Source organism: Corynebacterium sp. A21 (genome assembly GCF_052266655.1).
Classification (GTDB): domain Bacteria; phylum Actinomycetota; class Actinomycetes; order Mycobacteriales; family Mycobacteriaceae; genus Corynebacterium.
Map to the genome: position 1 here is coordinate 32,619 of NZ_JBQPQY010000002.1, position 24,409 is coordinate 57,027.

General features: G+C 63.8%; 20 protein-coding genes. 9 read left to right on the top strand and 11 right to left on the bottom strand.

Annotation, left to right across the window (positions count from 1 at the left end):
* Window positions 1-212: 212 nt before the first annotated feature.
* A complete protein-coding gene (gene ilvN, locus ACTU46_RS04315; protein WP_443379568.1) occupies window positions 213-731 on the bottom strand; it encodes an acetolactate synthase small subunit in 519 nt (172 codons plus the stop codon).
* Window positions 732-2,597 (bottom strand): acetolactate synthase large subunit, encoded by a 1,866-nt coding sequence (locus tag ACTU46_RS04320; RefSeq protein ID WP_443379571.1) that lies wholly within the window; start codon window positions 2,595-2,597, stop codon window positions 732-734.
* A gap of 444 nt (window positions 2,598-3,041) precedes the next feature.
* Here ACTU46_RS04320 and ACTU46_RS04325 point away from each other — a divergent pair, with 444 nt between their 5' ends.
* The 4 genes from ACTU46_RS04325 to ACTU46_RS04340 all read left to right on the top strand — a co-directional run bounded on the left by ACTU46_RS04325 (window position 3,042) and on the right by ACTU46_RS04340 (window position 8,904).
* Window positions 3,042-4,739 carry a mechanosensitive ion channel domain-containing protein gene (locus ACTU46_RS04325; RefSeq protein WP_443379574.1) on the top strand — a complete coding sequence of 566 codons (1,698 nt, stop codon included), beginning with the start codon at window positions 3,042-3,044 and terminating at the stop codon, window positions 4,737-4,739.
* Window positions 4,740-4,948: 209 nt separating this feature from the next.
* Window positions 4,949-5,602, top strand: a complete 654-nt coding sequence (locus ACTU46_RS04330; protein WP_443379577.1) for a PH domain-containing protein — start codon at window positions 4,949-4,951, stop codon at window positions 5,600-5,602.
* Window positions 5,603-5,660: 58 nt separating this feature from the next.
* On the top strand, window positions 5,661-7,502 hold the full coding sequence (gene ilvD / locus ACTU46_RS04335; RefSeq protein ID WP_443379580.1) for a dihydroxy-acid dehydratase: 1,842 nt from the start codon (window positions 5,661-5,663) through the stop codon (window positions 7,500-7,502).
* A gap of 88 nt (window positions 7,503-7,590) precedes the next feature.
* Window positions 7,591-8,904 carry a glycosyltransferase family 87 protein gene (locus ACTU46_RS04340; RefSeq protein WP_443379583.1) on the top strand — a complete coding sequence of 438 codons (1,314 nt, stop codon included), beginning with the start codon at window positions 7,591-7,593 and terminating at the stop codon, window positions 8,902-8,904.
* 381 nt (window positions 8,905-9,285) lie between these two features.
* Here ACTU46_RS04340 and ACTU46_RS04345 read toward each other — a convergent pair whose 3' ends face one another.
* Together ACTU46_RS04345 and ACTU46_RS04350 are read right to left on the bottom strand one after the other, a co-directional pair.
* Window positions 9,286-10,557 carry a DoxX family membrane protein gene (locus ACTU46_RS04345; RefSeq protein ID WP_443379586.1) on the bottom strand — a complete coding sequence of 424 codons (1,272 nt, stop codon included), beginning with the start codon at window positions 10,555-10,557 and terminating at the stop codon, window positions 9,286-9,288.
* A 74-nt stretch (window positions 10,558-10,631) separates the two neighbouring features.
* Window positions 10,632-11,435 (bottom strand): HNH endonuclease family protein, encoded by an 804-nt coding sequence (locus ACTU46_RS04350; RefSeq protein WP_443379589.1) that lies wholly within the window; start codon window positions 11,433-11,435, stop codon window positions 10,632-10,634.
* A 139-nt stretch (window positions 11,436-11,574) separates the two neighbouring features.
* Between ACTU46_RS04350 and ACTU46_RS04355 the strand changes: the two genes are divergently transcribed.
* Window positions 11,575-12,654: a glutathione S-transferase family protein gene (locus tag ACTU46_RS04355; RefSeq protein ID WP_443379591.1), complete on the top strand. Its 1,080-nt coding sequence runs from the start codon at window positions 11,575-11,577 to the stop codon at window positions 12,652-12,654.
* On the opposite strand, the gene ACTU46_RS04360 is transcribed toward ACTU46_RS04355, so the two are convergent.
* A complete protein-coding gene (locus tag ACTU46_RS04360) occupies window positions 12,651-13,547 on the bottom strand; it encodes a LysR family transcriptional regulator ArgP (protein ID WP_443379594.1) in 897 nt (298 codons plus the stop codon). The two genes, ACTU46_RS04355 and ACTU46_RS04360, sit on opposite strands and share 4 nt — an antisense overlap.
* Before the next feature lie 70 nt (window positions 13,548-13,617).
* Here ACTU46_RS04360 and ACTU46_RS04365 point away from each other — a divergent pair, with 70 nt between their 5' ends.
* Window positions 13,618-14,325, top strand: a complete 708-nt coding sequence (locus ACTU46_RS04365; RefSeq protein WP_443379597.1) for a LysE/ArgO family amino acid transporter — start codon at window positions 13,618-13,620, stop codon at window positions 14,323-14,325.
* A 46-nt stretch (window positions 14,326-14,371) separates the two neighbouring features.
* Here the strand turns inward: ACTU46_RS04365 and mgrA are convergent, their stop codons facing one another.
* The 3 genes from mgrA to ACTU46_RS04380 form a co-directional block, all read right to left on the bottom strand.
* A complete protein-coding gene (mgrA, locus tag ACTU46_RS04370) occupies window positions 14,372-15,478 on the bottom strand; it encodes an L-glyceraldehyde 3-phosphate reductase (protein WP_443379600.1) in 1,107 nt (368 codons plus the stop codon).
* Between the two features lie 103 nt (window positions 15,479-15,581).
* On the bottom strand, window positions 15,582-16,493 hold the full coding sequence (locus ACTU46_RS04375; protein WP_443379603.1) for a VOC family protein: 912 nt from the start codon (window positions 16,491-16,493) through the stop codon (window positions 15,582-15,584).
* A gap of 69 nt (window positions 16,494-16,562) precedes the next feature.
* On the bottom strand, window positions 16,563-17,141 hold the full coding sequence (locus ACTU46_RS04380; RefSeq protein ID WP_443380394.1) for an NADPH-dependent F420 reductase: 579 nt from the start codon (window positions 17,139-17,141) through the stop codon (window positions 16,563-16,565).
* 563 nt (window positions 17,142-17,704) lie between these two features.
* On the opposite strand from ACTU46_RS04380, the gene ACTU46_RS04385 reads away from it, so the two are divergent.
* A complete protein-coding gene (locus ACTU46_RS04385; RefSeq protein ID WP_443379605.1) occupies window positions 17,705-19,027 on the top strand; it encodes a glycosyltransferase 87 family protein in 1,323 nt (440 codons plus the stop codon).
* 152 nt (window positions 19,028-19,179) lie between these two features.
* Here ACTU46_RS04385 and gatB read toward each other — a convergent pair whose 3' ends face one another.
* Window positions 19,180-20,685: an Asp-tRNA(Asn)/Glu-tRNA(Gln) amidotransferase subunit GatB gene (gene gatB, locus ACTU46_RS04390; RefSeq protein ID WP_443379608.1), complete on the bottom strand. Its 1,506-nt coding sequence runs from the start codon at window positions 20,683-20,685 to the stop codon at window positions 19,180-19,182.
* 458 nt (window positions 20,686-21,143) lie between these two features.
* Between gatB and ACTU46_RS04395 the strand changes: the two genes are divergently transcribed.
* The gene (locus tag ACTU46_RS04395) at window positions 21,144-21,434 is read left to right on the top strand and encodes a serine hydrolase (RefSeq protein ID WP_443379610.1); all 291 of its coding nucleotides are present in this window, start codon (window positions 21,144-21,146) and stop codon (window positions 21,432-21,434) included.
* 10 nt (window positions 21,435-21,444) lie between these two features.
* On the opposite strand, the gene ACTU46_RS04400 is transcribed toward ACTU46_RS04395, so the two are convergent.
* Together ACTU46_RS04400 and ACTU46_RS04405 are read right to left on the bottom strand one after the other, a co-directional pair.
* Window positions 21,445-22,476 carry a 6-phosphofructokinase gene (locus tag ACTU46_RS04400; protein ID WP_443379613.1) on the bottom strand — a complete coding sequence of 344 codons (1,032 nt, stop codon included), beginning with the start codon at window positions 22,474-22,476 and terminating at the stop codon, window positions 21,445-21,447.
* A 28-nt stretch (window positions 22,477-22,504) separates the two neighbouring features.
* A complete protein-coding gene (locus ACTU46_RS04405) occupies window positions 22,505-23,923 on the bottom strand; it encodes an MFS transporter (protein ID WP_443379616.1) in 1,419 nt (472 codons plus the stop codon).
* 96 nt (window positions 23,924-24,019) lie between these two features.
* Between ACTU46_RS04405 and ACTU46_RS04410 the strand changes: the two genes are divergently transcribed.
* Window positions 24,020-24,343, top strand: a complete 324-nt coding sequence (locus ACTU46_RS04410) for a hypothetical protein (RefSeq protein ID WP_443379619.1) — start codon at window positions 24,020-24,022, stop codon at window positions 24,341-24,343.
* Window positions 24,344-24,409 lie beyond the last annotated feature (66 nt).

The window sequence follows — 24,409 nt, forward strand, 5'->3', positions numbered from 1 at the left end:
TATCTAAGCGAGTGAATCAGACCCTCTGGATCAGTGCGGGTGACCTTCTTATCAGTATCGCACAATGAGACAGTGTACGGATATTCTTCGTCGCTTTTCGGTTTTGTCCTGCGACTTTAACCACCCCATCTCACCTGACGGGATTCTCGGGTGAGATTAGCGGGTGGGGTGCGCGGGTGTTCCCGCACGCATGCGGAAACACCCTAGCAGCCTTAGTACTTGGTGGGCGCCATGGTCTTGGGGCCACGGTTCAGCGCGATCTGACCTGACTGGATCAGCTCCCGGATGCCGAAGGGCTCCAGGACATCCAGCAGCGCACGCAGCTTACCCGGGGTACCGGTGGCCTCGATGACCACGGACTCCTGTGCGACGTCGACCACGCGGGCGCGGAAGATATTCGCGGCGTCGACAATCTGCGGGCGGTTGTTGGCGTCGGCGGTAACCTTGACCAGCATCAGCGCCCGGGCAATGGTGGTCTCATCGTCGAGGCGGACAACCTTGAGCACCGGAATCAGCTTGTTGAGCTGCTTGGTGATCTGCTCGATGCGCAGCTCATCGGCATCCACCACGATGGTGATCCGGTTGATGCCCTCAGTCTCAGTCTTCGCCGAGACCAGGGACACCAGGTTGAAACCACGGCGGGTGAACATTCCCGAGACGCGGGAGATGATGCCTTCGATGTCCTGGACCAGGACGCTGAGGATGTTGCGGGTGATATCGGTGTTCGACATTTAGTTCTCCTCAGCGTTTCGCTCGATGACCTCATGGATATCCGCCGGGGATTCCGCGGCGGATTCGTCGCCCTCAAAGAAGGGGCGCAGGCCCAGGGCGTACTGGATATCAGAGTTGGAGGCGCCGGCTGAGACCATCGGCCAGACTTGGGCATCCTCACCGACGATGAAGTCGATGACCACCGGGCGGTCGTTGATCTCCCGGGCCCGCTGGATGGCCGGGATGACTTCCTCTTCCTTGGTGACACGGAAGGAGACACAACCCAGTCCCTCGGAGAGCTGGACGAAGTCCGGGAGGTACTCGCCCTGCTCGCGCAGCTTGGTGCTGGAGTAGCGGCCCTCGTAGAAGAGGGTCTGCCACTGGCGGACCATACCCAGGTTGCCGTTGTTGATGATGGCGACCTTGACCGGGAAGCCCTCGATTGCGGCGGTGGTCAACTCCTGGTTGGTCATCTGGAAACAGCCGTCACCATCGATGGCCCAGACCTCCTTGTCCGGGGCACCGGCCTTGGCCCCCAATGCTGCCGGGACGGCGTAGCCCATGGTGCCCAGTCCACCGGAGTTCAACCAGGTGCGCGGCTTCTCGAAGTCGAGGAACTGCGCGGACCACATCTGGTGCTGGCCAACGCCGGCACAGTAGATGGCGTCTGGGCCGACCTGCTGGGAAAGGGTCTCAATGACGAATTGCGGGGAGAGCATGCCGTCCTCGGGCTTCTCATAGCCGCGTGGGAAACGCTGCTTGAGGTCTTTGAGTTCGGCAACCCAGGCATCAATGTGCGGGAGATCCAGTGCTGGGTCGGCTTGATAGGCCTCGAGCAGTGCCACTAGGACCTCCTTGGCGTCACCGACGATCGGGACCTTGACCGGGCGGATCTTACCGATTTCCGCCGGGTCGATATCGGCATGGATGATCTGCGCATCGGGCGCGAAGCTCTCGACATCGCCGGTGACGCGGTCGTCGAAACGCGCTCCGATGGCGATGAGCAGGTCAGACTTCTGCATGGCACCGACCGCGGAGACGGTGCCGTGCATGCCCGGCATGCCCATGTGCAGCGGATGGGAATCCGGGAAGGAACCCAGCGCCATCAGGGTGGTGACCACCGGGATGCCGGTGTACTCGGCGAAGGCCATCAGCTCAACATGGGCGTTGGACTTGATCACGCCGCCACCGATGTAGAGCACGGGACGCTCTGCCTCGGCGATGATCTTGACCGCCTGGGAAATCTGACGGGAATGCGGGGTGGTCACCGGCTTGTAGCCGGGGAGATCGATAACCGGCGGCCAGATGAAATCGACCTCGGCGTTCAGGACGTCCTTGGGGATATCAACCAGGACCGGGCCCGGGCGGCCGGTGGCGGCGAGGTGGAATGCCTCGGCCATGGCCTGCGGGATGTCATTGGGGTCGGTGACCATGAAGTTGTGCTTGGTCACCGGCATGGTCACGCCGCGGATGTCCGCCTCCTGGAAGGCATCCGTACCCAGCATTCCGGTACCGACCTGGCCGGTGATGGCCACGATCGGGACGGAGTCCAGGTTGGCATCGGCCAGCGGGGTCACCAGGTTGGTGGCACCGGGGCCGGAGGTTGCGATACAGACACCGACGCGTCCAGAGGCCTGGGCGTAACCGGTGGCGGCATGGCCGGCACCCTGCTCATGGCGAACCAGTACGTGGCGCAGCTTCTCTGACGAGTAGAGCGGGTCATAGAGAGGAAGGACAGCACCACCGGGAATGCCGAACACCACATCGGTGCCGAGTTCCTCCAGGGAACGCACGATTGCCTGGGCACCGGTCATCTTCTCCGGCGTAGTCCGGGCGCGGTGGGCGACCGTCGCCGGAGTGGGCTGTTGCGAAGCTGCCACGTTCACGACTTCTTGGCTCCTAATCTTCAAGGATGTCTTGGTTGAAATTGTTTCCACCTCCCCACTCCCTCGCCCTCGCCACCGGGATTACCGGCACGTGAAGGGAGCGGAGTGAGGACTCAGCGGAAGCCATTTGGCACGTTGTGCGCCGTCGGATTGCCACGACCACAATGACAAAGCCCTCGAACAGCCACGTTGGTGGGTGCTGTCGAGGGCGCTTGTCGGTACGACTTGTAAGCCGTTACGGCAGGCGCCGCGCAGGTACATCTACAAGTCGAATAATGATCATGCCCCACATGATACACATCACCGCCAGGTTCTCCGCAAAGGAGCACCACCTCTCACCCCCTATGCAGGTGTGAGCGCAAACACCTGACCTGGGGCTAAGTCGCCTCCTAGCCCGCTCTCACGCCCTGAACAGGCGTGCGAAAAAGACTAGGATCGCAGCCTATGACGAAATTCAGATACATCTCCTCCGTGATGTGGGAGTGGATCACCAGCACCGGTCTGGAGATGGCGCTGCTGCTGGTCCTCGCCCTCCTGGTGCCCCGGGTGGGTCGCTTCGCCCTGTGGTACCTCAACCGCAACATCGAGAAAGCCGCCGAGGAGGATCCGGACGCCGCCGAGGAGGGCAAGACCCAACGAGCCCTGGTGGGCGTGCTCGTCTATATCGCACAGCTGGTCGCCTACTTCATCCTGATCCTCTTCTTCCTGCAGGCGGTCGGCTTTTCCCTGGCGGGTGCCGCCATCCCGGCCACGGTCGTCTCCGCGGCCATCGGTTTCGGTGCGCAATCGATCATCGCCGACTTTTTGGCGGGCTTTTTCATTCTCACCGAGAAGCAGTTCGGTGTTGGCGACTGGGTCCGCTTCGAAGGCAATGGGGTGATCGTCGAGGGCACCGTCATCCAGGTGACCATGCGTGCCACCCGGATCCGCACCCTGGCCCAGGAAACGGTGATCATCCCGAACTCCACCGCCAGGGTCTGCATCAATGCCTCCAACTACTGGTCCCGCGCTGTGGTGGTCATCCCGGTACCGCTCCTGGGCTCCGGGGATTCCGCGGAGGTCATCGCCCGCTCCGAGGCCGCCACCCGCCGTGCGCTGGCCCGTCCCGATATTGCCAAGGAACTGCTCGGCGAGCTCGACGTACAGCCGGGCGTGAGCATTCAACCGCCCTCCGTGGTGGGCATGCCCTGGATGATCAACATGCGCTTCATGATCCAGGTCACCGCCGGCAACCACTGGCTCGTCGAAAGAGCCATTCGCACTGAGATCCTTGATGAGTTCTGGGATGAGTACGGCTCCGCCACCACCGTCTCCGGCGAGTTCCGGGACAGCCTGATCACCGCCCCGGCCGAACGCCCCCAGGACACCAACCGCGCCTTCCGCAGCGACCCGCTTATCGACGTCGCCTACGACCGCCCCCGGTCCCCTGCCACCACCACCGAGCCGGTGGAAACTGCGCCCGCCCCCGGTGAGAATCCACCGGAGAGCCCGCCGGTTCCCGCCGAGCTAGCTGATGAGCAGGGCCGGGACCCGGCCCGCACCCCGGGCGAGCTCATGGAATCCCCCGAGACCACGGCGACCTCGGTCATGGCCGCCGAAGAGGCCACATTGTCCGAGCCCATTGAGCTGGAGCCGGTGGAGGATCACTCACGCTGGCGCCGGATCTCCACCGCGGGTGGCCGGGTACGCGCCTCCACCACCGCGCTGATCCTCATCCTGCTCGCGTTGGTTTTCTTCCGGCTGCTGCTGATCGAGCCCTCCGAACAATGGCTCGAGAACAATCCCCCGGCGACGGCTGAGACCTCCAACCAGGGAACCACGGAGCAACGGGAAAGCACCCCGGCTTCCCCCTCCAACCGGGAAACCACGGAGCCGACGCCGACGGAGAGCGCTGAGCAGACGCTGACCACCGACCCCCAGACCAACACCGCCACCCCCACATCCACCCCAGGACAGCAGGAGGGTGTCACCCAGTCCACCGGGCAATCCGAGGTCGAACCGGAACAGCTGCAGGACCCGGCGCAGACTGGCACACCGACCACCCCGCAGCAGCAGACCCAGCAGGCTCCGACCGGGCAGTTGCAGTCGCCCCAGGACGGGGGTCAGGGCACCGTCGCCGAAGACAGCGTGAGCACCTTCTAGCCCCTTCGCCCACGGCACTGGCCCACCCAGCCGTCCGCAGGAGAAATCCCCGGCGACGCTCCACCGCACCCCTGACCGGCACACCGGCCAGGGGTGCGGTGCATTCGCACTGTCGGCCGGGTTCCGCGGGCGAAGGACATTGCCGGTGTCCACCGCCACCGTCTCCCCTCTCCATCCCGGATTACTGGCCACGCAGGGCGGTGGCTACTATGTCTGATATGAGTTCCAAGGCAGGCCAACCGGCAGATACCGCGACCGAATCCGTGAAGTTCCAACCTGAACGCACCCATATTCTCGCGGCTGTGGTGATCTTCCTGATCTTCTTACTCGGCGTCGGCTACGCCCCGCTGTATCTCTTCTGGATCCTCGCTTTCCCCATCGTCTTCATCTTCTGGGTCCTCAAGTCTGAGACCCGCGTCGGTGAAAACGGAGTCGAGATCGACTACGCCTTCCGTGGCAACCGTCGTTTCGGCTGGGATGAGGTCGAGGGCGTGGCTTTCAAGGGTTCCAAGGCGCTGCTTCGCACGACCTCGCAGAGCAACCACTCGCTGCCCGGTGTCACCTTCAACTCACTCCCCCTCCTCCAGGAAGCCTCCACGGGCCGGATCCCCGATGTGCTGACCGCAGGACGAGCCGCCGCCGACGACAAGGTCGTCGTCTTCAACAAGGACGGCGAGCAGATCCTGATCACCCGGGAGGAGCATGCCGAGCGCGAGGCCGCAAAGGCCCGCCGCGAAGCTGAAACTTCGGCCGAACAGACCGAACGGGACAAGACCATGGACGATAACTCCACCGAGGTAGCCCCGGAGCACACCAGCTCCGTACCCGACGACGGAGACACCCCCGATAACCCCCGGGATTAAGTCCGACTGCCTCACCTCTCCCCTTCCACAACCGCACGTTTTCTTCCAGGAGCACCACTTGATCCCCCTTCGTTCCAGAATCACCACCGTCGGCCGCAACGCCTCCGGAGCCCGAGCCCTGTGGCGTGCCACCGGCACCCAGGAGCACGAGTTCGGCAAGCCGATCGTCGCGATCGTCAACTCCTACACCCAGTTCGTCCCGGGGCACGTGCACCTGAAGGACGTCGGTGACATCGTCGCCGGCGCCGTCCGCGCCGCGGGCGGCGTGCCCAAGGAATTCAACACCATCGCCGTCGACGACGGCATCGCCATGGGCCACGGCGGTATGCTCTACTCACTGCCCTCCCGTGAGATCATCGCCGACTCTGTGGAGTACATGGTCAATGCGCACACCGCTGACGCCATGGTCTGTATCTCCAACTGCGACAAGATCACCCCCGGCATGCTCAATGCCGCTATGCGACTGAACATCCCGGTGGTCTTCGTCTCCGGTGGTCCGATGGAAGCCGGCAAGGCCGTCGTCGTCGACGGCGTCGCCCACGCCCCGATGGACCTGGTCACCGCCATCTCCGCTTCGGCCAATGACGCCGTCAGCGATGAAGGTCTGGCCAAGGTCGAGGAGTCCGCCTGCCCGACCTGTGGTTCCTGCTCTGGTATGTTCACCGCGAACTCGATGAACTGCCTCACCGAGGCACTGGGCCTGTCGCTGCCGGGCAACGGCTCCACCTTGGCCACCCACACCGCCCGCCGTGCGCTGTTCGAGAAGGCCGGCGAGGCCGTCGTCGAACTCTGCCGCCGCTACTACGGTGAGGAAGATGAGTCGGCACTGCCGCGCTCCATCGCCAACAAGGCCGCTTTCGAGAACGCCATGGCACTGGACATGGCCATGGGTGGATCCACCAACACCGTGCTCCACATCCTCGCCGCCGCCCAGGAGGGCGAGGTCGACTTCGACCTATATGACATTGACGAGCTCTCCAAGCGCGTCCCCTGCCTCTCCAAGGTCGCCCCGAACTCGGATTACCACATGGAGGATGTCCACCGCGCTGGTGGCATCCCCGCCATCCTCGGTGAGCTCTACCGTGGTGGCAAGCTGAACGAGGACATCACCACCGTCCACGCCCCCACCATGGCGGAGTGGCTCGAGACCTGGGATGTCCGCAGTGGAAAGGCCTCCGAGGAAGCCCTCGAGCTCTTCCACGCCGCCCCTGGCGGAGTCCGCACCACCGAGGCCTTCTCCACCTCCAACCGCTGGGACAGCCTCGACACTGATGCCGCCAACGGCTGCATCCACGACATCGAGCACGCCCACACCATCGACGGTGGCCTGGTCATCCTTCGCGGCAACCTCGCCGAGGATGGCGCCGTGATCAAGTCCGCCGGTGTCGAGGAGGAGCTGTGGCGCTTCTCCGGCCCGGCCCGGGTGGTTGACAGCCAAGAGGCCGCCGTCTCCATGATCCTCAAGCGTGAGGTCCAGGCCGGCGAGGTCGTGGTCATCCGCTACGAGGGTCCTTCCGGTGGCCCGGGGATGCAGGAGATGCTGCACCCGACCGCCTTCCTCAAGGGCGCTGGCCTGGGCAAGAAGTGCGCGCTGATCACCGACGGCCGCTTCTCCGGCGGTACCTCCGGCCTGTCCATCGGGCACATCTCCCCCGAGGCCGCCCACGGCGGTCTGATCGCGCTGATCGAGAATGGTGACCAGATCACCATCGACATCCACAACCGTCAGCTCTCCCTGGACGTCGAGGAGACCGTCCTCGCGCAGCGCCGTGCCGCCATGGAAGCCTCCGAGCAGCCGTGGACCGCGGTTGGTCGTAACCGCAAGGTCTCGAAGGCCCTGCGCGCCTACGCCAAGCTGGCCACCAGTGCCGACAAGGGTGCCGTCCGCCAGGTCGACTAACCCGCAGACACATTAATCCACGACTGACCCGCACCTTCCACGGTGTGGGTTTTGTCTTTTCTCCGGCATGGGACCTAACCTCAGGCAGGTGACTATTGACCCCGGAGTATCCACAAAGATCCACCTTCCACCGGCCTATCACCGGATGATCACTCTGCTGGGTGTGCTGGCCTCCATCGGATTGACCTTCCGACAGACCCAGATCACCGACTACCCGGTTGACATGATCATCTACCGCGCCGGTGTCAGGGAATTCCTCACCGGCGGCGAGATGTACTCCCAGCCGATGTTCGCAGGCGATCTGGCGCTACCGTTCATCTACCCGCCCTTCGGTGCGCTGGTGCTCACTCCCCTGAGCATCTTTGACTGGATGAGCGATGATCGCGCCGGCAATATCATGATCGTCTTATCCAGCCTGCTGCTGGCGCTGTGTCTGTATCTGGTGTTGCGGACCCTGTTCCCGCGGGCGCAAAAGAACCTGATGATCACCGCCACTGCGGTGGCCTGGCCCTTCGCCCTGACGATCGAGCCGATCTGGCTCAATGCCTCCTTCTCCCAGATCAACGTGGTTCTCATGGCGTTGGTGGTGTTGGATCTGATGCCGCGCAAGCGAAGGTTCCTGCCGCAGGGCTCGTTGATCGGTATCGCCGCCGCCATCAAGATCGCGCCGGCTGCCATGCTGCTCTACTTCCTGCTGCGCAAGGACTTCAAGGCCATCTTCAGCGCCATCGGCGCCGCCATCGTGGTCACTCTGATCGCGGCAGCGGTGCGCTGGGATGCCACCTGGGAGTACTTCAGTGTGGTGCTGCTGGGTATGGGCACCACCAACGAGTTCGGGGTGGATTCAACCTATACCTCCAATAGCTCCCTCAAGGGCATGGTGATGCGCTTCTTCGACACCCGTGAGGCCATGGAAAATAACGGCACCCTGCTGAACCTGATCTGGTTGGTGCTGGTGGTCCTGGTGATCGTGGCCGGTGCCGCCCTGATGCTGCGACTGATCAAGCGTGGGATGCTCACCGATGCAGTGCTCGTCAACGCTGTGGTCATGCTGTTGATCTCGCCGGTCTCCTGGTCCCACCACTGGGTCTGGCTGGCACTGCTGCTGCCTGTGGCGGTATGGCGGTGCATGAGCTTCTTCCCTGCCGGCTGGGCCCGGAATCTCCTGGCCGGAGTGGTGGGCGTGTGGACCTTTTTGGTGCTCACTGACCCACCGAAGTGGTGGTTCGGCGATGGCGTGGACGTGTTCACCCTCTCCGTCTGGGAGAAGTTCCTGGTCTCTGACTTCGTCTGGCTGGCGCTGGCCTACCTGGTGGCTCTGTGGTTCGTGGTACGTGGAATCTCTGCCGGGGACGGCACCTCGGATGCGGTGGCCGACCCAGAATCGGTGCCCACACCTTAAGTTTCCCGGGGGTTCCCCTCAACCCGGTCCGCGTAGATCCTCGGTGGATCCGCCGGACCGGGTTTTCTGTGGTCTGCGCAGCAGGACTAGACCACCCAGTATCATCAGCCCCAGGCCTGGCAACACAATCGCGGGGAAACCCGGATTCACCGCATTCATCGCGGGGACCAGTCAGGTCAACCCACTGAGAACCATCCCCAGCCCCACCAGGATGTTGATCAATGAAAAGGTCACCGGCACATCTTATGCCCAGCGCATGGCAGGCCTGAGCTGCCCCATGCCCGTGGTCATGCTGTCCCAACTTTGCACCAGCACCAAAAAACGTCCCTTCCCTCCAGCTGGAGAGAACGGACGCTGTGATCTGAGCGATTGATCCACGAATTAGTTCAGCGGGTTAACCCCGGCACCGAACCACCAGAGTGCGACTGCACCGGCGATGCCCAGGACCACGAAGATCCAGGAGCTGACCAGTGGTCGGCGGGCCCAACCGCGGCCGAAGTCGAAGGAGTACAGGCCCGGGCCGGTGAACTGCAGGGCCAGGGAGATGACCAGCAGGATGATCGAGAGCATCACGGAGTCATCCCAGGCGAAGATATTCAGGCCGGCACCGCTATCGGCGAGGGCGTGCAGCGCGGTGAAGGAGGTGACCACGGTAGCCAGTGCCGCGAAGAGCGGGGTGATCAGGCCGAAGATGAGGAAGACACCCGCGGCCAGCTGCATCGACGGCACGAGGATGGCGAGGATATTCGGTAGGACATAACCGGCGAACTGGGATTCCAACCCGGCCAGGCCCTCATTGCCGCCCAGTTGGAAGAAGGTGGCCACCGAGGTGAGCACCAGATAAGCGCCGAGGAGAACGCGGATCATCAGGAGACCGAAGTCGATGGTGCCACGTTTACCGTCCTTGGCGGTGCCACGGGTATCGGAGGTGTCTTCGTCAGCGGCGGCTACCGCCCCACCGGTGTAGAGGCCGCCCGCGGCGGTACTGGTCGTGGTGGGGGCGTTCGCAGGCTGGTCGAAGGGCTGCGGGGAAGACTCTGGCGTGGACTGTGTGAAAGGTTGCACGGTGGCTCCTGAGCTGGTCGGTGCAAAATCGGTGTCCTTGTAGGAGGACTCCCGGGGAATCTGGGTGGTCTTCGCCGCAGCCGCAGTCGAACCCGGCGTCGGGGAACGGTCCAAGGAGGTGGTGGGGGCGTCCGAGCGCAACGGCTCGGACTTGTCTTCTGCCGGATTGCCCGCCTTGGCCGTGCTGGTAACAGCGGCACCTCCGCCAGCCGCTCCGGTACCGGTGGCTGCCGCACGCGAGGCCGCCGCGAATGAGGCGGTCTCAGCGGAACTGGGCTCCCTGACCACCGGCTCGGCGGCAGCTGCGTCTGACTTCGGCTTCGGGTTGGCGGGGATGCTCTGCGGGGCAGCTCGCCCGATGCGCTCATAGAGGCTGGCGGTACCGGAGCCAGCGGTGGCCGGCTTCCCGGCACCCGGGGTGGCCTTATCGGCGGCGGAAGACTGCTCCGGCACGGTCTTCTCCGGCACCGGCTTTTCAGATACCGGCTTTTCGGACCCGGGCTTCTGGGGTGCATAGGTGGGCACGTCGAGATCGTCGAATCCGTCTCCGGCGCGATCCGGTTGCGGGGTGTTCGCTTTATCGCTCATGCCTGCCAGAGTATGTGAAACCTCAACCTGGGGTTGAGATTGCTGCGGCGTGCCGGGATTTTGGGATACGTTCGTTATCCGCAGGTGTCGAGCTGCCGGCCGAGGGCCTCATATTCCGCCTGAGTCACCCACAGTCCATAGGTGGCTTTCACCCCGATCTGACGTTGAGCGTACTTGCAACGGAATGTGCGGTCCGGCGGCAGCCAGGTGGCAGCGTCCCCGGCCCCCTTCTCCATGTTGAGTTGACCGTTGACGGCCAGGAGGTTCAGCGGATCGTTGGCGAAGTCCCGGCGGGTTTTCTCATCCAGCTGCTGTGCCCCCTTGGCCCAGGCGTCGGCCAGCGGCACCACGTGGTCGATCTGTACCCGTCCCGAGGTGTCGGTTCCCCGCTGGAAATTCATGAGTTCCCCGGAGAAGGGGTCCTGCAGTACACCGGACTCAACCAGGCAGCCCTCGGTACCAGGTCGGATCTGGACCTCGGCGAGATCGCGCTGGAGAATGTCATTGCGGGTATCGCAACCGTTGCGTCCCCCAGTCACGTCCACATCATCGGCCCAGGCCTGCCCGAAAAGCTCACGGTCATAGCCGGTCATCGGGGCACGCCCCTTGATCTGCAGGGTGCCCAATAGGGCGCGGAAAATCTCCTCCGGGTTCTGGTCCGCCGCGATAATGCTTGTCGACGCCGTGCCCGGGGCCGCGATGGTGCTGCCCGGCCCCGCGCTTGTCGACGCCGCACTCGATGCGGCGGTGCTCTCCGCGAGCGTCGCGGTGGTGGAGGCGGCCCCATCCAGGACCGAGCAGCCGCCCAGCCCCAGCGCGCCGATGCCGAGGATCAGGACTGTGGTGCGGAGCCGAATTTTCAGTGAGTTTCTACACATATCGGACTTAAGCCTAGAAGGCCGGTCCCGATGCCTGAGAATCGGCATCACTCACTTGTTCGCATCTCCCCCCTCTGGCCAGATCCGGCAATTCACGCTATGATTGTTGACACGTCACCCAATTGAAGATGGAGCCAAGATGAGCACGCAACAGCAGGACTGGGCAGGAGCCCCGCAGAACGCCTCCGCCGATGGAGAATTCGTCCGCGACACCAACTACATCACCGACCGCATCGTCGCCGATGTCCCCGCCGGATCCGAGCCACTCGCACAATCCGACGACACCTTCCACTGGCCGGTCGAAGCCGACCGTTACCGCCTGGTCGCCGCCCGCGCCTGCCCCTGGGCACACCGCACCGTGATCACCCGCCGACTGCTCGGTTTGGAGAATGTCATCTCCCTGGGCTTGACCGGCCCGACCCATGACATCCGCTCCTGGACCTTCGATCTCGATCCCGGCAAGGTCGACCCGGTGCTCGGAATCCCTCGCCTGCAGGATGCCTACTTCAATCGCTTCCCCAACTACCCTCGCGGCATCACCGTGCCGGCGATCGTTGAGGAGTCCTCCAAGAAGGTCGTCACCAACGACTACCCCTCGATCACCATCGACTTCAACCTCGAGTGGCAGCAGTTCCACCGCGAGGGTGCGCCGGAGCTTTACCCCGAGCACCTGCGTGAGGAAATGGCCCCGGTGATGAAGCGGATTTTCACCGAGATCAACAATGGCGTCTACCGCACCGGCTTCGCCGGTTCCCAGGAAGCCCATGATGAGGCCTATGAGCGCCTCTGGGTGGCTCTGGACTGGCTGGAGGAGCGCCTGTCCACCCGTCGCTACCTGATGGGCGATCACATCACCGAGGCCGATATCCGCCTCTTCCCCACCCTGGTGCGTTTTGACGCGGTGTACTACTCCCACTTCAAGTGCTCCCGGAACAAGATCACGGAGATGCCCAACCTCTGGGGCTACCTGCGCGATCTCTTCCAGACCCCGGGCTTCGGCGACACCACGGACTTCGCCGAGATCAAGCAGCACTACTTCATCACCCACCAAGAAGTGAACCCCACCCAGATCGTCCCGGTGGGCCCGGACCTCTCCGGCTTCGCCACCCCGCACGGTCGCGAAAAGCTCGGCGGCTCCCCCTTCGTCGAGGGAACCACCCTCCCCGGCCCGATCCCGGCCGGCGAAGAGGTCAAGAACCCCGAGCCCTTCCAACGCTAGATTTCAGGCCGATCGACGGCGATGGACTCCGCCGCTGCGGCTATCACCGACTCGGTGAGCAGGCCCAGCAGCTCCGATTCCAGCCGCCAACGCTGCCAGTAGAGCCGGACCCGGGCCACGCGATCGTCGAGAAGCGCCAACTCGCCCCGCGCCAGCAGCGGGGCGACCTGCACATCCGGAACCAACGCCCATCCCAGCCCCACCCGCGCGGCCTCAAGGAAGCCCTCCGAGGAGGGGATCTGGGAGATGCGACGGTTCCGTTTTTGATTTAAATCAAGCCTGTCCACTAGATCACGGTCCTGCAGGGCATCCTTGGGGCCATAGCGCAGCGCGGGCATCTCAGCCCAGTCCACCTCAGTGCCCCGGGAAAATTCCGCCTTCAATGAAGGGGTGGCCACCGCCAGGTATCGCATCTCCCCGAGTTCGACGACCTCGCAGCCGGTGACCGCGCTCCCCTCCCTGGTGACCGCCCCCAGGACATCGCCGCGCCGCAGCGCACTCAGGGTGTGGGACTCATCCTCAACCTGGAGCTGCAGGGTCGCAGTGCCATAGCCGGCGATATCAGCGAGCACGGGTCGAAACCAGGTGGCCAGGGAATCGGCGTTGACCGCCACGGCCAACGGCACCCGGTCGATACGCCCCCGGAGCTGATTCGCAGTCTCCGCCTGCAGCAACGCCATTCTCCGGGCCGTCTGCACCAGAACCTCCCCGGCATCCGTGGCCGTGGCGGGGGAAGTCCGCCGGACGAGCACTCGCCCGGCCTCCTTTTCCAGCGCCTTGATCCGCTGGCTGACCGCGGAGGGCGAGATGCCCAGCACCACCGCGGCAATCTCGAAGCTGCCCTCATCGACAATGGCCAACAGGGTCTGCAGGTGCTGGGGATTAAGGTTCATGAAGCAATTCTAAACCAGGATGAGTTTCATCAAATTTACTTCACCAAGGGGCGGAGGCAGGATGAGGGACATGTCCATCATGCTCTCCGGGTTCCTGCTCGGCATCTCCCTGATCGTGGCCATCGGCCCGCAGAATATCCTGCTGCTCAAGCAGGGAGTTCATCGTGAGGGAATTACCGCGGTGATTCTGGTGTGCCTGATCTCTGATGCCCTCCTCTTCACCGCCGGCACCCTGGGCGTGGGCGTGCTCACCGAGTCCGCTCCCCTGGTGCTCGAGCTGATCAAGTGGGCTGGCGTGACCTACCTGGCATGGTTCGCCATCGCGGCGCTTCGCGACGCCCTGCGCCGCGGCGAGGTCACGGTCGTCTCGGAATCCGCGCCGCGCGCACCGGAAGATGAGAACCTGGGCGCACTGGGTGGTTCCGGCACGGGCGTGCTCACCCGGGCACGCCTGAGCCCCGCAAAAATCAAGCAGCAGGCCTTGAACCGCCCCTGGTTCAAGCCCATGATGCTGGCGATCGCCCTAACTTGGCTCAACCCCGGCGCGTACCTCGACTCCCTGGTGATGATCGGCGGCATCGCCAACCAGCATGGCGAACAGGGCCGCTGGCTCTTCTCCGGCGGAGCATTTCTAGCCAGCCTGCTGTGGTTCCCCGTGGTCGGCTACGGTGCCCGCCTGCTCACCCGGCCACTGTCCAGCCCGCGGGTGTGGCGGGTGCTCAACCTCGCAATCGCCGTGGTGCTGGCGGTGATCGCCTTCAATCTGGCCCGGATGTAGGTGATGCTGGCATTGCTTGCCGGGCCAGGCTGTTGGGCGGGGTGTGCTAGTTCTGCTCGCCGTGGATCTTCGACTGCGTGGCACCGGCCCAGATATTGATTCCGGCATCTGAGGCGGCCTCATCGATGGCGCTGAGCTCAGCCCCGGAGAACTCAAGGTTGTTCAGGGCGTCGAGGTTCTGGTCCAGCTGTGGCACCGAGGATGCGCCGACCAGCGCACTGGCGACGGTCTGCTCACCGAAGTCGCCCTGCTCGCGCAACACCCAGGCCAGTGCCATCTGTGCCAGGGTCTGGCCGCGCTCGGAGGCGATGTCATTGAGCTTGGAGACCATGGCCAGGTTCCCCTCGGAGAGCATGCCCTCGCTCAGGGACTTGCCTGCGGCGGCCCGGGAATCCGAGGGCACGCCGCGGAGGTAGCGGTCGGTCAGCAGGCCCTGTGCCAGCGGGGAAAAAGCGATGACACCCAACCCATTGTCGGCGGCGGACTCCAGCAGGGATTCACCGTCCTCACCTGGCTCCTCCACCCAGCGGTTCACGATGGAGTAGCTCGGCTGGTGGATCAGCAGCGGGCAGCCCTCCTCCTGCATGAACTCGGCAGCCTCTGCGGTCAGCTCGGGGCCATAGGAGGAGATACCGACGTAGAGGGCCTTGCCCGACGTAACGATGTCGCGCAGGGCGTAGAGGGTCTCCTCCAGCGGGGTGTCCGGGTCCGGGCGGTGGTGGTAGAAGATGTCCACATAGTCCAACCCGAGGCGATCCAGGGACTGGTCCAAGGAAGCCTTGAGGTACTTGCGTGATCCACCGAAGCCATAGGGGCCGGGCCACATGTCCCAGCCGGCCTTCGAGGAGATGACCAGCTCATCGCGGTGGGATTTGAGGTCTTCGCGCAGGATCCGGCCGAAGTTGATCTCGGCGCTTCCGGCGGGCGGGCCATAGTTATTGGCCAGGTCGAAGTGGGTCACCCCACGGTCGAAGGCGCGGTGGATGATCTGGCGCTGAGTCTCCAGCGGCTTATCATCGCCGAAGTTATGCCAAAGGCCCAATGAAATGGCCGGCAGCTTGAGGCCGGAGTTGCCGACGGTGCGGTACTCCATGTTCTCGTAGCGGTCTGCGGCGGGAACATAAGGTGCGGTGACGGTCCGTTTGAATGTCATGGCTCCAAGTGTGCCCGTTTTTCCCGGATCCTGCCGACAAAAATTCCACCCCTCACCGAATACTCGGGATGGGGTGGAACATCTGTCGGGCAGGGCAAGTACCTCAGGCTGCCAGCAGGTCCTCGGTGGTGGTGCCGGGCAGGGAGAGGGTCACCTGGGTGTCCCAGGGATCCTTCGTCGTGATCGTCCGTCCGGTATCTGAAAGCCAGATCCCGCGCTCCTGCAATCGAGCCGCCACACGATCGAGTTCCTCACGGTCAGACAGGGTGATGGCCAGGCTCCCCAGTCCTAATCTGGCAGCCCGGGGACCTGCCCCGCGGCTGTGCCAGGAGTTCATGGCGACGTGGTGGTGGTAGCCGCCCGCCGAAGCGAAGAGTGCCCCGCGGTAGCCGGTCTGGGTGGGCGCGAAACCGAGCGCATCGACGTAGAATGCCCGGGCCCGGGCCACATCCCCGACTTGTAGGTGGACATGCCCGACCTTGCCCTCCAGCAGACTGGTCGTGGCCACCAGTTCCTCGCGGAGGTAATCCTTGAGGAACTTATTCGGGTCGAGTGCGATGGTGTCCATCGCGATCTCGCCGTTCTGGTGCACCCAGTCCTCCCGTGGGCGATCGTAGTAGAGCTCGATCCCGTTACCTTCAGGGTCGGTGAAATAGAAGGCCTCACTGACCAGATGGTCACTGGCGCCCACATAGCGACTCCGTGAGTCCCGGGCGGCGTGATACACCGTGGCCGCCAGGTTTTCCCGGTCCGGGAAAAGCCAGGCGGTGTGGTACAGCCCAGCCTGGGCACGGTCCACACCAGGCAGGTCCGGGGTGGAGATCAGTCGAATGAAAGGCACTCCCCGGCGGCCGAGTACTCGGTACACCTCCGGGCCGTGGCTCTTCTCCTCCAGCGGGACCATCGCCAGAGCATCCTCATAGTAGGAGGACATGTTCTCCAGGTCCCCGACCCGCAGGGTCACCGCATCCATGCCGGTGTCCGGGGCCAGAATCTTCTCAGAGGTGGTGTTCATGCGACTTCTCTCCTACCGAAACTCAATCGATATATCACTCACCCAGTACGGGCATTGAAGACTGGCGGATTACTTGACCAGGCCGAATCCGCCGGTCCAGCTGATCTTCTCGGAGCCAGCCAGGGTCAGCTGCAGGAAGCCGACGGCCTCCAGCTCGTGGGCACGCTTGAGGGAACCGGCATCGAGGGCATCGAGGCCACCTGCGTTGACGTCCTCGACGAGGGCAGCCTTAGCCTCCTCATCATCACCGGCCACCAGGACGGTGGTGGTCAGGTCGCCGACCTTGGTGGTGGACAAAGTGGCGGCGAAGTTGGTGTTGAATGCCTTGAGAACCTGGGAATCCGGCAGCTTGGCCTGAAGCTCGGCAGCGGCGGAGGAACCGGCGGGAACCACGAGGGAATCGAAGGTCTCGAAGTTGAGCGGGTTGGTGATGTCGATGACGGTCTTTCCGGCCAGGTCTGCTGCGCGATTGGTGACGATCGACATGGCGGCGTCGTAAGGCACAGCCAGGATGACAACCTCACCGGTGATCTTGGCATCGTTGGAGTGCCCGGAACCGATGTGGGCCACGGAGGCCCCACCATTGGTGAGCACGCCGGCGATTGCGGTCGCCATGTTGCCGCGGCCGAAGATGGTGTAGTTGGTCATGTCGTTGTTCTCCTGGTGGGTTTCGCGTTCTGGGATGGTCATTGCCGGGGAGGTTTTTTGTCCGCCGAACAGCTTCTGGAGCAGTTCCTTGATCATGAACTCAACCCTAAACCCACTTAGTTGCCATGTCAACTATTTGGGCAAAGTTTCATGACTCCGCGTGCGGACATCCCCTTTTTCACTGTTGAGCGGCCCCGTTCCATCTCCCCAACTGGCGCTCCCGGTTTAATTCAGTGCCACACCTCCCCGCCGCGACCGGAAGAACCACTATTGAATCCCTGATCGTCGATACAGCTGAGAACCCCTGGAGGGCTGGCTGAGAGTTCCTCCCCGCATTTTCACTGCGGTGCCAGCATCCGTGCGCACAAACCTCCGGATCCATCCCTGAATCGACGCATCATCCCTGGTCACCCCATCGAGGACCCCCTCTGCGGAGTATCAATGCCATGCACAGTTCCCCACCCCGATATAGTCCCCTTGTGCACGTTAACTCCTCAGTAGCTCGCGCCCCGGAACCCACCGCTGTCGAAACCCCAGGCGCCAGGTTCAATAATCCCCGGCACTTGGCTGGAACCATTGTCGCCCTGGTGGCCTCCGCGGCGGTGCTGCTGCCGTGGATTCTCAACTTCGGCGGGTTCTTCTCCGCTACAGAGGAGGTGCTGAGGTATCACATCGATTTCCACGTTTACCGGGAAGGTGCCCTGGCTCTCCTTGATGGAGATAACCTCTATACCCGGGGCTACGAGGTACGCGGCATCAACTTGCCGTTCACCTATCCCCCGCTGGCTGCGATGCTGTTCGTCCCGCTGACCTGGATCCCGATGCTGCTTGGCGCCGCGCTCTGGACGTTGGTCACCGCAGCTCTGCTGTGGTGGTGCATCGTGATTGTCCTGCGCCACTGTCTGCCTCGGCTGGCGAACTCCGATCATCGGGTGCTGGCGACCTGGCTGCTTCCCGTGGCTCTGCTCTTCGAGCCGGTGCGGGAGACCCTCGGTTTCGGTCAGATCAATGTTCTGCTCATGGCGTTTGTGCTGGTGGATACATTGTCACGTCGACCATGGCTGCCCAAGGGCGTACTCATCGGCCTCGCCGCCGCGATCAAGCTGACACCGGCGGTGTTCATTCTCTATTTCCTGGTTCGTCGTGATTGGAAGAGCGCCGCCATCACCGTGGGTTCCGGAATTGGTTTCACCCTCCTCGCCTTTGTCCTCAACCCCACGATCTCCTGGACCTACTGGCTGGACACGCTGCGAGACACCGGCCGTATCGGCGGGCTGGCCTACACGGCGAACCAGTCCATCCAGGGCTTCCTCTTCCGACTGCTGCCCGAAAATACTGTGGATCCGGTGTGGTTGGTGCTGGTGGCGCTCGCGTTGATCGGCATCATCGCCGCGATGTTCCGGGTGCACCGTGCTGCGGTCTCCCCGGCAGAATCCGCAGTCGGCCTTGTGGTCCTCAACTCCCTGGTGGCCCTGGTCTGTTCTCCGGTCTCCTGGTCCCACCACTGGGTATGGCTGCTGCCACTGGCGATTATCACGGGCGTGACTCTCTGTCGTGCCCGGTCCGCCGGTGATCGATTGGCCGAGCGGCTATCGGCCGGAGTGTTCGTCCTGGTGCTCTCATCCGCCCTGCTGCAGCCCCATTGGAACTTGCCGAACACGCAGAACCGGGAGCTCGACTGGTCACTGTGGGCGCAGCCATGGGGCAACACCTATGTCATCATCGCCATTTTCGCGGTGGTCAGTGTTCTGCTGGTGCCCCGCATTCTGCTTCCCTTCACCCGCCCGATGGCGCCGGAGAAGCGGGTGCTCCACTGGTGGGCCCTGATCCAGCTGGCGATCGCTATTGTGCTGGCCATCGGATCAGCGGTGCTCTGGTTCGTCTAGGCCAACAAGTCCACGAGGTGACCCATTCTGCTGCGACGTGGGCCCCGGTAGCACCTCCCGGAGCCCTCGTCGACGCAACCTTGCGACCTTGACTGGTGAATAAAGAAAACCGGCGTCCCAGAGTTTCTCTGGGACGCCGGAATACGCTGTGCCTACTTCAGCTTTTCAGCGATCAGCTTGTTCACCTGGGCCGGGTCGGCCTTGCCCTGGGTAGCCTTCATCACGGCACCGACGATGGCACCGGTGACCTTGGTGTTACCGGCACGGTACTTCTCCACCACACCCGGGTTGGCGGCCAGGGCTTCATCGACGGCCTTTTCGATCGCGCCGTCATCACGCACGACCTCCAGGCCGCGATCCTTGATCACGGTGGCGACATCGCCTTCACCGGCGAGCACGCCGTCGACAGCCTTGCGGGCCAGCTTGGTGGTCAGCTTGCCTTCCTTGACCAGGCCGACAACCTGGGCCACCTCAGCCGGGGTGATCGGCAGGGTGTCGAGCTCGACATCGGCTTCCTTAGCCTTCTGCGAGAGGTAGTTGACCCACCAGGCACGGGCTTCATCCGGGGTCACCCCCTCTTCAACAGTGGCAATGATCAGATCCAGGGCACCAGCATTGACCAGGTCGCGCATCTCCGCATCGGCGAGCTTCCAGTCGGTCTGAATACGCGCACGGCGGATCCACGGCAGCTCCGGCAGGGTGGCCCGGATCTCCTCGACCCACTCCTTCGGCGCGATCACCGGCGGCAGGTCGGGATCGTTGAAGTAACGGTAATCCTCGGCGGTCTCCTTCGGACGACCCTTGGAGGTCGAACCGTCGGTCTCCTGGTAGTGGCGGGTCTCCAGTGCGATCTCCTCGCCGTTCTCCAGGGCAGCGGCCTGACGCATCATCTCGAAGCGAACAGCCTGCTCCACGGACTTCAGGGAGTTGATGTTCTTGGTTTCGGTGCGGGTACCGAATTCCTCCTGGCCGATCGGGCGCAGGGAGAGGTTGGAATCCACCCGCATCGAACCCTGATCCATCCGGGCATCAGAGACGCCGAGTGCCTTGACCAACTCACGCAGTGCGGTGACATAGGCGCGGGCAATCTCCGGAGTGCGGCCCCCGGCGCCCTCGATCGGCTTGGTGACGATCTCGATCAACGGGATGCCGGCACGGTTGCAGTCCACCAGCGAGGAGGTGGCGCCAGAGATTCGGCCGGTGGTGCCGCCCAGGTGGGTCAGCTTTCCGGTGTCCTCCTCCATGTGAGCGCGCTCGATCTCGATACGCCACTCAGTGCCGTCCTCGAGGACGATGTCGAGGTAGCCGTCATAGGCGATCGGCTCATCGTACTGGGAGATCTGGTAGTTCTTCGGCTGGTCCGGGTAGAAGTAGTTCTTCCGGGCGAAGCGGGAGGCCTCGGCGATCTTGCAGTTCAGGGCAAGACCGATCTTGATGGCCCACTCCACACCCTTGGCGTTGACCACGGGCAGTGCACCCGGCAGGCCCAGCGACACCGGATCAACATTGCTGTTCGGTGCCGCACCGAAATGAGCGGAGCTGGCGGAAAACATCTTGGTTTCCGTGGCCAGCTCGACGTGGACCTCCAGGCCCATGACGGGATCGAATTTCTCCAGGACTTCTTCGAAGTCCATCAGGTCATAAATGGCGGCAGTCATGTGTCCAGATTCTAGCCCGCACAGTGCCTACCGTGCTCACATGGGGTGCGTAATGGTGCGTATAGTAGTGCTATTCGCACTTGTGCACTCGCCGGGGTAGGTATGTGCCCCAGGATGATGGCTGGGGTCCGTCCCTGGAGTGGGTTTCATCCGTGCCGGATACCTCTGCGGACATTCCCACCGCCGCGCGCAGCGTTGCCATCCGGGTCATCTCAGCGGGGCGGATGAAGGGTAGGTCTCGAGAATCGAGTGAATTGGGTGGATTCTGGGGTCATTCGGCTGATCCTCGAGACCTACCCTTCATGTGGCCCCTCACCTGGCAGTGACAGCGTCTCCGAATACTTTCTCACCCTGCCAAACCCCTCATCCGGCGATAACATCTGGGAAATGAAACTTCGGCGGCTGACAGTCGCACTCAGTGTCGCCATCATGTTCTTCGCACTACTCACACCCTGGGCATGCTCTCGAACACCCGGCTGGCGGTTCCTGCGGACGCCACCCCGGCAGCAGCCGCGCGGAGCTCAATGGTTGCCCAGGGCAGTCCCCACGGTCAGGTGGTGACTTTCGCTTCCGGCGAGATCCTGGATACCGACGGTGCGGATCCCCAGGAAGCCTTCTACCTTGGCTCGGTATCCAAGACCTTTACCGCCGCCATCGCTCTCCGGCTGGTCGAACAGGGCCGCCTGGCGACCGCCCGGAGGAACACACAAGGCGACGTCCCACGCCGGGCAGGCGCGGGACGTCGATAAGCGGAGGACGCTAGCCGAAGACCGCCTGGGCGATCTCGTAGCGGCGCATCGGCACCTTTTTGAGGGTGCCCACGGCATCGGCGAGCGCGACCATTTCGATGCTCTCCCCGTGCAGGGCGACGGTCTTGCCGAACTGGCCCTCATGGCAGGCGCGGGCGGCACGCACCCCATAGCGGGTGGCCAGCACGCGGTCGAAGGCAGTCGGGGTGCCGCCACGCTGGATGTGGCCTAGGACGGTGGTGCGCACATCGTGGCCCAGGTGCCGGTGGATCTCATCGGCGATCTGCTGGCCCATGCCGGTGAAGGTCTTGTGGCCAAACTGGTCGATCTCCCCCTCATGGAGTTCCATGGTGCCCTCCTTGGGGAGCGCGCCCTCGGCGACGACGATGATGCCGTACTTCTCGCCCATCTGGAAGCGTCGTTCCATCTTCTTGCAGATATCGGCGATATCGAAGGGTGCCTCAGGGATCACGGTGTAGTGGGCGCCACCGGCCATCCCGGCGTGCAGGGCGATCCAGCCGACATGGCGACCCATGACCTCGACGATCATCACCCGGTTGTGGGACTCGGCGGTGGTGTGCAACCGGTCGATGGCGTCGGTGGCCACGGCGACGGCGGTATCGAAGCCGAAGGTGTAGTCGGTGCCGTTGACGTCATTGTCGATGGTCTTGGGAACGCCGACCACCGGGATGCCGTTATCGGCGAGCCACTGCGCGCCCTTGAGGGTGCCTTCGCCGCCGATCGGGATCAGGGCATCGATCTCGGCTTCGGCGAGGTTCTGCTTGATCTGCTCGAGCCCGGCCTTGAACTTGTCCGGGTGGAGGCGACCGGTTCCGAGGATGGTGCCGCCACGCAGCAGGATGCGGTCGATGCTCTCATCATCGTAGAGCTGGACCCGCTTGTCCTCCATCAGACCGACCCAGCCGTCCTGGTATCCGACGACGGTGGAGCCGAATTCCGCGTTCGCGGTCCGCACGATGGCCCGGATGACTGCATTCAGCCCAGGGCAGTCTCCGCCCGATGTCAAAGTCGCAATTCGCATGCTGTTCATCGTAGCTGCGGCGTCAGGCTTACGCTGGGCTGGAGGCGTTTTCCAGGTGATCCTCCGCCCGGAATCGGGCAACCGCGATGAAGCCCGCGATCAGGGCGAATCCCGGGAGCAAAATGGCGTTGGCCATGACGATGTCCACCTCGAGGTGAGTGATTCCGGTCTGCATCGCGGCGCCGACGGCTGCGGCACCGGCCACCGCACCGACCTGCCGGGCGGTGTTGTAGACCCCTGAGGCTGCACCCATGTGGACCGGGTCGACCGTGCGCATCGAAGTCGCGGAGTTCGGCGCCCAGACCAGGGACTGGCCGAAGCCCATGATCACCACCGGCACCAGGAACCACCAGACGCTGAGTTCCAAGCGCATCACCAGGGAGGCACTGATCAGTGCCACGGCCATGGCCCCGAAACCCCACATCGAGAGGATCCGCGGGTGCAGTCGGTCCGCCAGCGGGCCCACCGTCGGTGAGAGCACGATGGACAATGCCGCCATGGGCAGCATCATCAGTCCAGCCTGGAAGGCACTCAGTCCCTGGCCGTCCTGCAGGAAGTACATGATCGGCAGCATCATCGAGGAGACGGTGAATCCCATGGTGGCGATCGAGAAGGCCCCGTGGGAGAAGTTGTGGTTGCGGAAGATCTCCAGTGGCAGCAGGGGGTCATTGCCCCGCTGTCCCGCACTGCACTGCAACCTGAGGAAGTAGTACATCACGCTGGCACCGGCGGCCAGCAGCAGCCAGATCCACCAGGGCCAGCCCAGCTCCGGACCCTGCTGAATGCCGAAGACCAGCGCACCCATCCCTACCAGGGAGGCGAGCACACTGGGGGTGTCGATCCGGCGCACCGCCCGGGGCATATCCGGCACCCAGCGGCTGACCAGGATCAGGGAGACGATGCCGATGGGAATGTTGATGAGGAAGATCCACTGCCAGCCCACCGCCTCCACGATGAAGCCACCCAGCGTCGGTGCCACCACCCCGGCGATGCCGCCGACCGCACCCCAGACCCCCAGTGCCGCGCCCCGCTTCTCCCGGGCGAAGACCCGGTTGATCACACTCATGGTCTGCGGGGTCAAAATCGCCGCGCCGATCCCCTGGACCGCGCGCGCCGCGATGAGCACCTCGATGGTCGGCGCCAGGCCACAGGCCAGGGAGGAGAGGATGAAGATCGTCATGCCGACGCGATAGAGATTACGCTGGCCGAAACGATCTCCGAGCCGGCCGGTGAACAGCATCGGCACCAGGACGCAGAGCAGGTAGATCGAGGTGACCCAGACGACCTGGTTCATCGAGGCCCCGAGTTCCTGCTGGAAGGCCGGGGTGGCCACCGCGACGATCGTCTGGTCCAGCAGGATCATGAAGAACCCGATGCACAGCGCGATCAGCGCCCGCCACGCCTGAGGCGCGGGCAGGACCAGGGAGTTTGGGTTGGAGGTGGTCATTTCAGTGATTCTAAGCCCTATTCCTGCACTCGTTGAGAGGTGTGCCGCCCGGAGTCCGACTCCCCCGCTCACGGGGCCGAGGGTAGTCTCATCCTCATGGGAATGATCGACATCAAGAAGCCTGAAGACGTCAACACTGCACTGGTGGTCACCACCGGCATCCTCGGCGGATACCTCTCCGCCCGCGAAACCGGAATCCGTCCGGTCGGCGGTGCCGTGCTCGCCGCCGCCGGAATTTGGGCCGGCCGCTCCTGGCTGGCCAAGACCAACCCGGCCATCACCGCCGCGCTGGCCACCACCTATGTCGCGGGTTTCGGTCTCTCACACCCGCTGGCCAAGAAGATCGGCTCCTGGCCGGCCGTGCTCACCGTCACCGCTGCGGCGGCCGGTGCCGCCTACGCGCTCTCCGACTCTAAATAGCCTGACCTGTGCCTCCCCCGGAGGCGTTTCGCGGCCGTCGATAAGCGCTTATCGACGGCCGTGTTC